The organism is Bacteroides zhangwenhongii, from assembly GCF_009193325.2.
GTDB lineage: Bacteria > Bacteroidota > Bacteroidia > Bacteroidales > Bacteroidaceae > Bacteroides > Bacteroides zhangwenhongii.
On the sequence record NZ_CP059856.1, the window covers coordinates 1,199,480 to 1,212,339 of the forward strand.

13 protein-coding genes and 1 tRNA gene are annotated in these 12,860 nt (G+C 40.4%); 6 read left to right on the top strand and 8 right to left on the bottom strand.

Going from position 1 to position 12,860, the window contains the following annotated elements; genetic code table 11:
* Positions 1–4: 4 nt before the first annotated feature.
* From infC to GD630_RS04785, 4 genes are all read left to right on the top strand, one after another.
* Positions 5–607, top strand: coding sequence for a translation initiation factor IF-3 (infC, locus tag GD630_RS04770; RefSeq protein ID WP_143864634.1), 603 nt, complete (start codon positions 5–7; stop codon positions 605–607).
* A gap of 68 nt (positions 608–675) precedes the next feature.
* Positions 676–873, top strand: coding sequence for a 50S ribosomal protein L35 (rpmI, locus tag GD630_RS04775; RefSeq protein ID WP_004326827.1), 198 nt, complete (start codon positions 676–678; stop codon positions 871–873).
* Between the two features lie 98 nt (positions 874–971).
* Entirely contained in the window at positions 972–1,322 is a 351-nt protein-coding gene (gene rplT / locus GD630_RS04780; protein WP_004297540.1) for a 50S ribosomal protein L20, read from the top strand.
* A 357-nt stretch (positions 1,323–1,679) separates the two neighbouring features.
* Positions 1,680–2,450, top strand: a complete 771-nt coding sequence (locus GD630_RS04785) for an EFR1 family ferrodoxin (protein WP_143864633.1) — start codon at positions 1,680–1,682, stop codon at positions 2,448–2,450.
* Here the strand turns inward: GD630_RS04785 and xpt are convergent.
* The 7 genes from xpt to GD630_RS04820 form a co-directional block, all read right to left on the bottom strand.
* The gene (gene xpt / locus GD630_RS04790) at positions 2,444–3,016 is read right to left on the bottom strand and encodes a xanthine phosphoribosyltransferase (protein WP_007759372.1); all 573 of its coding nucleotides are present in this window, start codon (positions 3,014–3,016) and stop codon (positions 2,444–2,446) included. The two genes, GD630_RS04785 and xpt, sit on opposite strands and share 7 nt — an antisense overlap.
* A gap of 89 nt (positions 3,017–3,105) precedes the next feature.
* Positions 3,106–4,413, bottom strand: coding sequence for a phenylacetate--CoA ligase (locus GD630_RS04795; RefSeq protein WP_007759373.1), 1,308 nt, complete (start codon positions 4,411–4,413; stop codon positions 3,106–3,108).
* A 14-nt stretch (positions 4,414–4,427) separates the two neighbouring features.
* Positions 4,428–5,009: an indolepyruvate oxidoreductase subunit beta gene (locus GD630_RS04800; protein WP_143864632.1), complete on the bottom strand. Its 582-nt coding sequence runs from the start codon at positions 5,007–5,009 to the stop codon at positions 4,428–4,430.
* Between the two features lie 3 nt (positions 5,010–5,012).
* Positions 5,013–6,605, bottom strand: coding sequence for a thiamine pyrophosphate-dependent enzyme (locus GD630_RS04805; RefSeq protein WP_143864631.1), 1,593 nt, complete (start codon positions 6,603–6,605; stop codon positions 5,013–5,015).
* 82 nt (positions 6,606–6,687) lie between these two features.
* Positions 6,688–7,725 (bottom strand): endolytic transglycosylase MltG, encoded by a 1,038-nt coding sequence (gene mltG / locus GD630_RS04810; protein WP_143864630.1) that lies wholly within the window; start codon positions 7,723–7,725, stop codon positions 6,688–6,690.
* 521 nt (positions 7,726–8,246) lie between these two features.
* Positions 8,247–9,215 carry a DNA/RNA non-specific endonuclease gene (locus tag GD630_RS04815; RefSeq protein WP_143864629.1) on the bottom strand — a complete coding sequence of 323 codons (969 nt, stop codon included), beginning with the start codon at positions 9,213–9,215 and terminating at the stop codon, positions 8,247–8,249.
* Positions 9,216–9,243: 28 nt separating this feature from the next.
* Entirely contained in the window at positions 9,244–9,825 is a 582-nt protein-coding gene (locus GD630_RS04820; protein WP_143864628.1) for an epoxyqueuosine reductase QueH, read from the bottom strand.
* A 195-nt stretch (positions 9,826–10,020) separates the two neighbouring features.
* Here GD630_RS04820 and GD630_RS04825 point away from each other — a divergent pair.
* Positions 10,021–10,093 (top strand) — tRNA-Thr (locus GD630_RS04825).
* Positions 10,094–10,170: 77 nt separating this feature from the next.
* On the opposite strand, the gene GD630_RS04830 is transcribed toward GD630_RS04825, so the two are convergent.
* Positions 10,171–11,379 (bottom strand): ROK family transcriptional regulator, encoded by a 1,209-nt coding sequence (locus GD630_RS04830; RefSeq protein ID WP_143864627.1) that lies wholly within the window; start codon positions 11,377–11,379, stop codon positions 10,171–10,173.
* A 376-nt stretch (positions 11,380–11,755) separates the two neighbouring features.
* On the opposite strand from GD630_RS04830, the gene GD630_RS04835 reads away from it, so the two are divergent.
* A complete protein-coding gene (locus GD630_RS04835; RefSeq protein WP_143864626.1) occupies positions 11,756–12,856 on the top strand; it encodes a DUF4434 domain-containing protein in 1,101 nt (366 codons plus the stop codon).
* Positions 12,857–12,860: the final 4 nt, after the last annotated feature.

The following is a 12,860-nucleotide window of genomic DNA, read 5'->3' on the forward strand; positions in this document are numbered from 1 at the left end:
TTTAATGAAGAATGACACTTTTAAAGGGCAATACAGAATCAACGAACAGATTCGTGCCAAAGAAGTCCGCATTGTAGGCGACGATATTGAACCGAAAGTATATCCTATCTTTCAAGCCTTGAAAATGGCCGAAGAGAAAGAATTGGATTTAGTGGAAATTTCTCCTAATGCTCAACCCCCTGTTTGTCGTATTATTGATTACTCTAAATTTCTTTATCAATTAAAGAAACGCCAGAAGGAACAAAAAGCGAAGCAGGTTAAGGTCAATGTAAAAGAGATCCGTTTCGGACCTCAGACAGATGATCATGATTACAACTTCAAGTTGAAGCATGCTAAGGGCTTTTTGGAAGATGGAGATAAGGTGAAGGCTTATGTGTTTTTTAAGGGACGTTCCATCCTTTTTAAGGAGCAAGGTGAAGTTCTTTTGCTTCGTTTTGCCAACGACCTTGAAGATTACGCGAAAGTAGATCAGATGCCTATACTTGAGGGAAAGCGTATGACTATACAACTTTCTCCGAAAAAGAAAGAGGCAGCTAAAAAGTCGGCAGCGCCGAAACCTGCCGCTCCTGTGCAGAAAGCTGAAAAGCCGGAAGCTGAGGAAGAATAAGAGAAAATGCGTAACGCGCAGGTATAGTGCGTTGCCATTATATATTTAATAATTTAAAAATAAGTAAGATGCCAAAGATGAAGACTAACTCCGGTTCTAAAAAAAGGTTTACCCTTACCGGAACAGGTAAAATCAAAAGAAAGCACGCTTTTCACAGTCACATTTTGACTAAGAAAACTAAGAAGAGAAAAAGAAATCTGTGCTACTCTACAACTGTTGATACAACAAATGTAAGCCAGGTTAAGGAACTCTTAGCAATGAAGTAATCAAAAGCGTAAAAGTATTATTAAAGTATTAACCGAATGCATTAGCCTGAAGTTCGCTGCGTGAAGTAGCGGCGCTAACATTCAAAAAAAGTAAAACTATGCCAAGATCAGTAAATCATGTTGCTTCAAAAGCAAGAAGAAAGAAAATTTTGAAATTAACCAGAGGTTACTTTGGTGCAAGAAAGAATGTATGGACCGTAGCTAAAAACACTTGGGAAAAGGGTTTGACTTACGCGTTCCGTGACCGTAGAAATAAGAAAAGAAACTTCCGCGCTCTTTGGATACAGCGTATCAATGCAGCAGCACGTCTTGAAGGAATGTCTTATTCTAAATTGATGGGCGGTCTGCACAAAGCCGGTATTGAAATAAATCGTAAGGTTTTGGCTGATTTAGCTATGAATCACCCGGAAGCTTTCAAAGCTGTGGTTGCTAAAGCAAAAGCTGCTTAAGACTCAACAGTTTATGAATTACAAAGTGTCAGTTACTAGGCTAGTAACTGGCACTTTTTCTTTGCGCGACAGTGAAAACAGAATAAAAAAATGTTAGTAGGTAAACAAAATCCTTTTTTTTCTTGCTAATATCAAGGATTCTTATTACATTTGTGATACAAAAATATTAGCCGTATCGACTGGATCGGGAAACTCTTCAAATTAATCTGATGCACCGAGAAAGCTTCGTTCTTCAATGGCGGGCCACATCCTTCGGGACAGCTTTAAGCCGGTGGATTACAAAGAGGGCGAGCGCTCAAATCTTGTTCTATCAGAGTTTCATCACATCGTCGGTACGGCTTTCTTATATACTTTTCTATGATATTTTATTTCTCAGGTACAGGTAATTCAAAGTGGATCGCTAATCAGCTGTCTAAGGAACAAAAAGAGGATTTAGTTTTCATTCCCGATGCATTGAGGAGTGGAGTGTTGGAGTTTTGTCTCAAAGAGGAAGAGACGATCGGATTCGTGTTTCCTATTTACTCGTGGGCGCCTCCTGAGATTGTATTGAGCTTTATCCAAAAACTCTCGCTGAAGGGGTACAGAGGGCAGTATTTGTTCTTTGTATGTTCTTGTGGGGATGATACCGGCTTGACTCAACAGGTTCTGACGAAAGCGTTCAGACATAAGGGATGGGAATGTCATGCCGGCTTTTCAGTCACCATGCCTAACAATTATGTATTGCTTCCGGGATTTGATGTGGATAGCGAGGAACTAGAGAGGAAGAAGTTGGCAGAGAGCGTCGCGGAACTTAAAAGGATAAATACTTTGATCAGTAAAAGAGAACACTTGTTTTCCTGCCACGAAGGCAGTATTCCTTTTATCAAAACGAGAATAATCAATCCTTTATTCAATCGTTTTCAAATGTCACCTAAGCATTTCTATGTAACAGATGACTGTATCGGATGTAGACGTTGTGAGAAGAATTGTCCGATGGAGAATATTACTATGTCGGAAGAGAAGCCGGTCTGGGGAATGAATTGCACCTCATGCCTGGCATGTTACCATGTATGTCCCCGGCAAGCGGTGCAATATGGGAAAAGAACAAAAGGGAAGGGGCAGTATTTCAATCCCAATTCCGGCTATTGATCTTTGATTTTAATGCAGCAATGAGATAGGTCTTCGATGATTGCAAGGCTTTCTACTCTGACGCCCTGTTCTTCCAGCACTTTGCGTCCGTTTTGGAATGCTTTTTCAATGATGAATCCCATTCCTACCAGATTTGCTCCGGACTGCTTAATGAGATCAAGAACACCTAATGCCGCATTTCCGTATGCAAGGAAGTCATCTACAAAAAGTATGTTGTCATTTGGAGTCAGAAAATCGGAGCTGATAACAACTTCGTAATCACGGTCTTTTGTAAACGAGTGGACGGTGGTACTTAGTGCATTCTGAATCGTTTTGGGAGATTTCTTTTTGGCAAATACGACAGGCAAATCCATCAGGTAACCTGTCATGATAGCCGGAGCAATGCCACTGGCTTCTATTGTCATGATTTTATTTACGTTTGTGGCTGCAAAACGGCGGACAAATTCGACTCCGATCGATTTCATCAGAACAGGATCCATCTGGTGGTTGATAAAACTATCCACTTTCAGAATACCTCCTTCGTAACATTTTCCATCTTGCAGAATTCTTTTTTTGAGTAATTGCATATAATCTGATATTAATTAATAATGTGCTAATATGCCATTCCGGATGATGAAACAAAGGACGGCATATTAGCACATGAACTATTTTAGTCTTACTTGTTATCTCTTAAATCTTTCACACGAACGGCTTTCCCCTCACTTTGAGGTAGAGAACCTTTCTTAACCAGTTTTACTTTGGGAGTAACCAGGATTTCGTCTTTCAGTTGACGGGTAATATCCTTGCGTATTTTCTCCAATTCAATATAATTGTCGGTAGAAAGATCGCTCAGTTCCACTTCAACAATCATTTCATCTTGATTATTGATTGTTTCCAGCGTAATTAAATAGTTGCTGCCCAATTCGGGGAATTGTACCAGAATTTTCTCTACCTGCATCGGGAAGATATTGACTCCCTTGATGATAAACATATCGTCACTACGTCCTTTAATCCGGTCAATACGGATATGTGTACGACCGCAAGGGCATTTTCCCGGAAGAATACGGGTTAAGTCGCGGGTACGATAACGGATGAGCGGCATCATTTCCCGATCAAGGGTAGTGAGTACTAATTCTCCGGTTTCTCCTTCAGGAACAGGTTCGCCTGTTTCTGGATCAATGATTTCTACTAAGTAGCAATCCTCCCAAAAGTGCATTCCGTTCTGTTCCAGACATTCGAAAGCAACACCGGGACCGTTCATTTCCGTCATACCGAAGCTGTTGTATGCTTTCACACCCAACATCCGCTCTATTTTCCGACGTTGTTCATCTGTATGGGGCTCTGCACCGATTACCAAAGTTTTCAGTGTGGTGCCTCTTGGGTCTAGTCCTTCTTCCTGAAAGACCTCTGCAAGACGAATGGCATAGCTTGGTATGGCATGCAGAGCGGTTGTCTTAAAGTCATTGATGAATTTAATCTGCCGCTTGCTGTTACCGGCTGCGGCAGGAACGGTAAGACAGCCCAGACGTTCGGCGCCATATTGGAACCCTAGTCCTCCTGTAAACATTCCATATCCTGAACTATTCTGAAAAACATCTGTTTTACGGATTCCTACCGTATATAGGCAGCGGGCTACCAGATTTGCCCAAGAATCAAGGTCGTGTTGTGAGTGAACGATAACTGTCGGATTTCCGGTAGTACCACTGGAAGAGTGAATACGCACACCATCATTCCTCATATCTCCCGCCACCAGTCCGAAAGGGTAGTGGGCGCGCATATCGGCTTTGGTCGTAAACGGTACTTTACGGATATCATCCAGCGATTGTATGCTGTCTGAGGTAATACCATGTTTACTGAAAACCTCCTTATAGTATGGAGCGTTTGCAGCGATACTGATTGTTTTCTTCAAGCGTTGAAGCTGCAATTCCTGCAACTTCTCCCGACTCATGGTTTCTATTTCTTCTTCCCAGTATTGTGTACTCATGGCAGTCTCTATTATTACATAAGCTTTTCCGCAATTTCCTTGCCGGCAGCCAATGCTTTAAGATTCATTTCTACAATTGCTTCCCCTTTACGTTGGAAAATCTCACGAATGCTGTCCTGCACTTTTGCGTAGTCAATGCCAAGAAATGGAATTGTTGCTCCCAACAGGACGATATTGGCTACCCGTGCGGAACCGGCTTCTTTGGCAACTTTATCTACATTCAATACTATCTTATGAGGTAGTTTGTTGATTTCTGCCATTACTTTGTCCGTTTCCGGATAGTTGGGGATATTGACAAAAGGAGTTTCATTCGTTACCAGCCACCCTTCAGAGCTAAGGTAAGGAAGATATCGAAGGCCTTCCATAGGTTCCAGTGAGATAATAAGATCACATTTGCCGGAAGGAATCAAATCGGAAGCAATCGGCTGATCGCTGATGCGGAGGTTGGATTGAACGTCTCCTCCGCGCTGGCTCATTCCGTGCACTTCTGCTTGTTTCATATAAAGTCCTTCCTTTAAAGCGGCTTTACCGATTACGGTAGCAATGGACAAAATACCCTGTCCGCCTACTCCTGATAATATAATATCTTTTTTCATGGTTTACTTGCTTCTTTTTTTACGTGCTAATGTCTGGATACACTCTCTGCGTGGAATAATGACAGATACGCCACGATATTCGATTTCTTCGCGTATGATCTGTTTCATCTCTTCGTAATTCTTCTTCAAAGGAACAACCACTCTGATATGGGCGGGCTCTACACCGAGACCTGCACAGATTGCTTCGATACGTCCGGTTCCTGCAGAATCTTGCCCGCCTGTCATAGCGGTAGTCTCGTTGTCGGATATTACAATTGTCACATTGGCGTTTTCATTTACGCAGTCTAATAATCCCGTCATACCCGAATGAGTGAATGTGGAGTCGCCGATGACGGCTACGGCCGGAAACAGGCCTCCGTCGGCTGCACCTTTTGCCATAGTGATAGAAGCACCCATATCTACGCATGAGTTGATAGCATTGAATGGCGCATTTGCTCCCAGTGTATAACAGCCGATGTCGCTGAATACTTTATGGGCGGGATATTCCTCTTTGAGCACTTCAGTCAATGTGGTATACATGTCGCGATGGCCGCAACCTTCACAAAGTGCGGGCGGACGCATCTCTACCACAGACGGAATGCCAAATTCGGATTTGTTCTCTTTGCCTACCGCACGGGCTACCGAGTCAGGATTCAGTTCTCCGTCTTGCGACAAAGTGCCGTCTAAACGTCCTTTTACCTTTATACCAATACCCAGATAACCTTTCAGTTGTTTTTCTACAAAAGGTTGACCGTCTTCCAAAACAAGAATCTCATCGCAAGACTCTACCAATTGATGGAGTTGCTTTTTCGGCAGTGGATATTGTCCGATTTTGAGTACCGGATATTCACAGCCTTCGGGGTAGTTTTCCATCAGGTAATTGTAACCGATACCACATGCGATGATTCCTAGTTTCTTGTTAGGACCATCTGTATATTTGTTGTACGGTGATTCTTCGGAGGCCTTTATGAACTCATCTTGACGTGAAAGTAATACTTTATAGCGTTTGCGGGCATTTCCCGGCAACAGGATGAATTGACGCGGGTCGTCGCTGAATGATATTTCATTCTGTGGTTTCTGTTCCTTGCGTTCTACTCCGGAACGGGAATGCGCAAGACGGGTTACCATACGCATTAAAATAGGTTCTCCCATTTTCTCGGAAAATTCAAAACCGCTGTACACCATGTCATACGCTTCCTGCTGATTACTGGGTTCGTACATAGGGATGAGGGAGAAATCTCCGTAGAAACGGCTGTCTTGCTCGTTCTGTGAGGAGTGCATACTAGGATCGTCTGCCGCTATCACAATCAGTCCGCCTTTCACGCCGGTGATGGCAGAGTTGACAAAACAGTCGGCGGCCACATTCATACCTACATGCTTCATGCAGACTAAGGCCCGCTTGCCGACGAAAGACATACCTAAAGCAGCCTCCATCGCTGTTTTTTCGTTGGCACACCAACGGTTATGTATATTCCGTTCGGTCGTTATCGGGGCCATCTGAATATATTCCGTAATCTCAGTTGAAGGAGTACCGGGATAGGCATAAACACCTGAGAGTCCGGCATCCAATGCAGCTTGTGCAATGGCTTCATCGCCAAGTAAGAGTTGCTTGCTCATATATTTCTTTTTATTTAGTGTTGATCACAGTTTGTTATTCTATCGGGCAAAGATAGGCTTTTCAGTTCGTTTTATCACAAATTTACTTGAAAATCTTTCTTTCATTCAGCGCTTTCCAATATTTTCTTGCATTTGCCATGTGTTCGGCATAATTGGATGCGAAATTGTGAGTCCCGGAAAAGTCCTCTTTGGCACACATATAAATATAGTTGTGCTTGGTATAATTCAATACACTGTCTATCCCTTTTTTAGAGGGGATACGGATAGGTCCGGGAGGTAATCCGGTATTTATATATGTGTTATATGGCGAATCGATTTTCAAATGCTCGTTCGTAATACGTCGCAGACCAAAATCCTGTAGGGCAAATTTGATTGTCGGGTCTGCTTGCAGGGGCATATCTTTGTGCAGGCGGTTGATGTATAATCCGGCTACCATTGGCTTTTCTTCATTATTATTGGTCTCTTCTTCAACGATGGAAGCAAGTGTGCTGACTTCTTCCGGTGTCATACCGATCGCAGTGGCTTGTGCCAACCGTTCTTTGTTCCAGAAACGTTCATGTTCCTTTCTCATACGTTCGATTAATTCATCCGCACTCATATCCCAGTATACTTGGTAGGTTTCGGGAATGAAAAGACCGGGCAAGGTTGCCTCTGTGTATCCTAGTCGGGCTTGGACGGTGGAATCAAACAACCGGCGGGCAATCTCGGCAGAATCGATCATTAACTGTTTGCCCATACTTCGTGCCAGTCGTTCTAAAGTACGGACACTTCCAACTGTGAGATTCATCGGCTCTTGGTAACCTCTGGAAAAACGGCTGTATACATGGTATACATTGTCGTTCGGACGGATGGCATAACGTCCCGTGTGTATATTCTGTTCGAGATTTTTGTATTTGGCCATCCAATGGAATCCGGTGAGTTTGTTGACATATCCGAACTTTTTTATTTTATTGGTAATAGAATCGGCCGTATCGTCCCGGTCTACGTAAATGTATACGGTTTTGGACGGATGGAATTGGGGAGCAAACAGGTAGTAATAAATAGTCCCTCCTGCAATAGCGCAAAGTAAAAATATTCCAATCAGAATGGATAATAAAATAGTTCTCTTTTTTTTCTTCATCTTATGAGACGTTATTTTTGCAGCGTCAAAGATAAGAAGAATTTGAATAGGAGTGGTTTCTTTCTGAGATGAATCTTTCCTCTGCAACATTTTTGTCTTTATATTAAGTATTATACTCGGAAAAACAAAAATGTCACATTGCTGATAATTAGATGTTTATGGGCAAAAATAGGGCAAAATTAAGATAAGTTCACAAAAAACGTCTAGATGTTTTTAGCTTTTTGAGAACAAAAAATGCATTTTTTCTGCAATGCTTTGTCACTGAGTTACTTATATGATTTTGTAGCTATTAATACTGTTCTATTGGGTTACAGTTGAACAACTATGGAGAAGGACAAGTGCAATTGACAGGTTACACAACAGTATCACGCTGGTTGCTCAACAGTAACAGCTTAATATCTCGGCAGGTTTTATTAATATGCCGCAAGGTTTTATTAATATACCACCGGATTTTATTTATTGGTAAAGAAGAAATCAATCGGTTCACTGCATGATTTTAAGATATAATACGGTATTTCTGATTAATTCGGCCATTGGAAATAATCAGCTTCTGCTTCTATCTTATTTTCTATTTCATCGGGAAGGGCCGCAAAGAAATCCATGTTTGTAAGATGTTCAATACTATCTATTGTCACTGCGTATGTAGAAAGTGGCTCTACTGACTGTTTATTGTTGAATAAGAAACCGATAGCCCGCATAGGCTTTACGAAAGGGGAGAGGATTACCTTGAAAAACTTTTGGGGCACTACAACTTTATTTTTTCCGATCGTTTTGGGTTGTCCGGTTATAATAGGTCCGCATATAATGATAATGGCGCTGTCTGCTATCGCCCAATCTCGGATTTTCTCTTCCAGATTTTTCCAACCTCTTCTGTTTAGTTGCGGGTGTTGCGGACACATATTGCTGAAGTAAAATGATTCTTTCATAGCTTGCGGACTCCATTTCATATCTGCAGCCGGTGCCATGTGTCCTTTGTCGTATCCCGAATGTGCATAGTCTGTATTGGTTGCTATCAAGCCTCTGACCTGCGGGTCGGTAATAAAACGGTTACTTCTTTTCTCCTTTCCCTTTGTCTCTTTACGAGTCAATTCGTATGAAACCCAATTGGGGAGTTTTAAATCTTTATTGTAAGAAACGGTGTATCCGGTGTGATGGATGATTTGTTCTTGACGTCGGGTGAGCGACACCGGTATTTCCAACTCTTTAATTGTCGGATTTTTACCTCCCGACTTATTGTTCTCCGGTTTCGTACCTTTCGTTTTTTTATCTTCCGGCTTCTTGTTCTCCTGCTTTTTGTCAGATGAAGTTTGAAATGATGTGCTGGTCTGTGGCTTTTCTTTTTGAGAAGTATCAATGCCCTGACAATATAAATAAACGCCGTAAAGAATAGGTATAAGTATAATGATGGTGATAATACATCCCAATTTATAATTGGAACGTGATTCTTTTTTGAATAATTTTCTGTTTTTGCCTTTCTTTTTTCGATTCATTGGTTTGCAGGTGGTAATGGGATTGTTTTTATTCTTCTTTTCTCATGCTGAATTCGCAACCGCAATATTGTTGATTGTAAAAATTATATTCTTTGATGATTGCGATGCGTCGTTCACTTAATCCGCCTTTACGCCAATTCTGTTCCCAATATGTGACATCAGGATAATGTGTCATGGCATATCGTCCGGCTTCATTTATCTGTTCCAGGCTTTTCCAACGGCTGGAAGCAAGGGTAGTGGTAATTACGGAGAAACCATGCTCGTGGGCATAACGGGCGGTTTCCAACAGGCGGCTCTTGAAGCAACGCAGGCAACGTCCTCCTCTTTCGGGTTCCTGTTCCATTCCTGCCATTTGGCAACGCCAGGCTTCGTGGTCATAGTCGGCGTCTACAATTTCCAGTCCTAATGATTGCGCATAACGGGTGCATTCATCTTTTCTTATGTTGTATTCTTCCTGTGGGAAAATATTGGGATTGCAATAGTATATGACAGGGGTTATATTGTGTTGCATCAGACATTCGATGATAGCTGACGAACAAGGAGCGCAACAAGTATGAAGTAAGATTTTGTCAGCCTCTCCCGGAACTTCGAGTTGGAATTTCTTTTTCATGCGGTAAAGTTAGTATATATTTTGTCATACCATGCAACACTTTATAATTTATTCACAGGCGGAATTATCATTGATTATTGGGACAAAAAGTATCGAAAACAAAAGTTGTTATAAAAATAGCTCAAAAAATAGGCGGATTCTTTTTGTAGTTTCAAATAAAGCTGTAATTTTGCACGCCGTAAACGAGAGACAAATGCCGCTATAGCTCAGTTGGTAGAGCAACGCATTCGTAACGCGTAGGTCGCCAGTTCAAGTCTGGCTAGCGGCTCTCAAAAGGAAATCTATTAACTATCTTGTATTTAGTTATTTAGACTTCCTTTTTTATTTATTGGTTCTTCAATTTAATTAGCTTTCAAACATTCTGCTACGTGCCAGCATACATGCACCAACAATACCAGCCTTATCTTTCAACTTGGATGTGATAATAGCTGAATCCTTGTTGACCAGATTCAGGGAGTATTTACGTACCGCAGTCTTTATAGGTTGGGTTATATAATCACTAGTCAACGACAAAGTACCGCCTATAATAACCAATTCCGGATTAAAAATATTGATCAGTCCTGCAATTTGTTTTCCTAGCTTCTGTCCGATCTCTTCTACAATTTCGATACAGAGTAGATCTTCTTTGTTTACTGCCGCAATTATCTCATCAAGGGTTATGGGATCTTCTTCGGCAGCGATTCTAGTTGATAATATAGAGCTTTCTCCGTTCCGGATACGTTCTAAAAGGATACGGTGAAGGGCAGAACCGGAAGCTTCGGTTTCTAAGCACCCTTTTTTGCCGCAGTGGCAGATAATTTCATTATCATAAGTGCTCATGTGACCGAATTCACCGGAAAATCCTGATTTACCTGTATAAATCTTACCATCTATGATAATTCCGATTCCCAATCCCCAACTTACGTTTACAAAGATAATATCTTTTTCTCCTTTTACGCAGCCTTGCATATATTCTCCATAAGTCATAGCCCGTGTATCATTATCGACAGTAACTTTGTAACTCAGTTTCTCAGACAACACATCTGCCAATGGTCTTTCTTCGAAATTGAACTGACTGAAACTGTATCCGGATTCTGGATTCACGCGTCCGGATACATTTACATTAATATTTAAGATTTTCTCTTTGTTGATGGTGAGCTTTTTTATAAAATTGAGAATCAGCTTGCACAACTCATTCATTCCCTCAATTGAATTCTCAAAATTATAAGGTATGTTCATTTTCAGTTCTACCATATCGCCTTTAAAATTTATCAGACCGATATTGACTGCAAATCTTTTGATATCTACACCTAAAAAATAACCGGATTCGGGATTAAGTCCATAAAGGTTCGGATGGCGCCCGCCACTGGTCTCCAATTTTCCATAATCATTAATATATCCGTCATCACACATCTCGCCAATAAATTTGGTGACGGTTGGTACACTCAAATCCAGCTCTTTTGAAAGATCGGGAATCGTAGAACTGCCATTATATATATAATGTGTAATAATCCTCTTTTTGACGAGAGCGCTTTTAGAGCCCTTTTCTATTTCTTTCAAGAATTGTTGGTTCATATGTTTGGTTATTTGGTAATATCTACAAAGATAATTAATTTTTTTATTAAATGTGGTGTTTTGTGTGGAAAAAATTAGAATCAAGTGGGTGATATTCTCTTTATTGCTTTATACATATAATAAGGTATGGTGTTCACGATTCATTATTTACTTTTGTATATCAAGTGCATAGAGTCTATTATCTTTTATTCTGATCGTTTTTGAACTTATATTTGTGAATTATATGTTTAAATGTAACTTTATTAATAAAATATTTTATTATCTATTGTTTATTTAATAAATATGCCTATATTTGTAGCGTGATATTAATTAAAACACATTGTGACTTCAATAGGTTAACATATATACAATGTAGAAAAACCAAAAAATTAAAGCTATGGAAACAAATAATCGTAGAGATTTTCTAAAAAAGGCGGCCTTGGCCGGAGCGTCAGCTTTGGTGGCTCCTTCTTTATTTGCTACCGGTGAAGAGGAGAGTGAAATATCTATTCTTAAAAATGAGAAGAATGGTTTGGAGAGTAATTTAATTGTTCCTAAAAATAATGGTCTGAAAATAACAGGAACCTTTCTGGATGAAATCTCCCATGACATTCCTCATCAGAATTGGGGAGAAAAAGAATGGGATATGGATTTCCAACACATGAAAAAGATTGGAATAGATACGGTGGTAATGATTCGTTCCGGTTATCGGAAATTTATAACTTATCCTTCGCCTTATTTATTAAAGAAAGGATGCTATATGCCGTCAGTTGATTTGGTAGATATGTATTTGCGTCTTGCTGCTAAATATAATATGAAGTTTTATTTTGGTTTATATGATTCAGGACGATATTGGGATACAGGTGATTTAAGTTGGGAGATTGAGGATAATAAATATGTGATAGACGAAGTCTGGAAAATGTATGGAGAGAAGTATAAAAGTTTTGGAGGCTGGTACATTAGCGGAGAAATTAGCCGGGCAACCAAAGGCGCAATCGATTCATTTTATACAATGGGAAAGCAATGTAAAGATGTTTCAGCCGGACTTCCTACTTTTATTTCTCCTTGGATTGATGGTAAGAAGGCGATTATGGGAACAGGTAAACTGACAAAAGAAGATGCAGTTTCTGTACAACAACACGAAAAAGAATGGAATGAAATTTTTGATGGTATTCATGAGGTGGTAGATGCATGTGCTTTTCAAGATGGACATATTGATTATGATGAATTGGATGCTTTCTTTTCTGTCAATAAAAAATTAGCGGATAAGTATGGGATGCAATGCTGGACAAATGCCGAATCTTTTGATCGTGATATGCCTATTCGTTTTCTACCCATTAAGTTTGATAAACTTCGGATGAAATTGGAAGCTGCCAAGCGTGCCGGATATGATAAGGCTATAACCTTTGAATTTTCGCATTTTATGAGTCCACAATCTGCTTACTTGCAAGCAGGGAATTTGTATAACAGATATAAAGAATATTTTGAAATAAAGTAATATT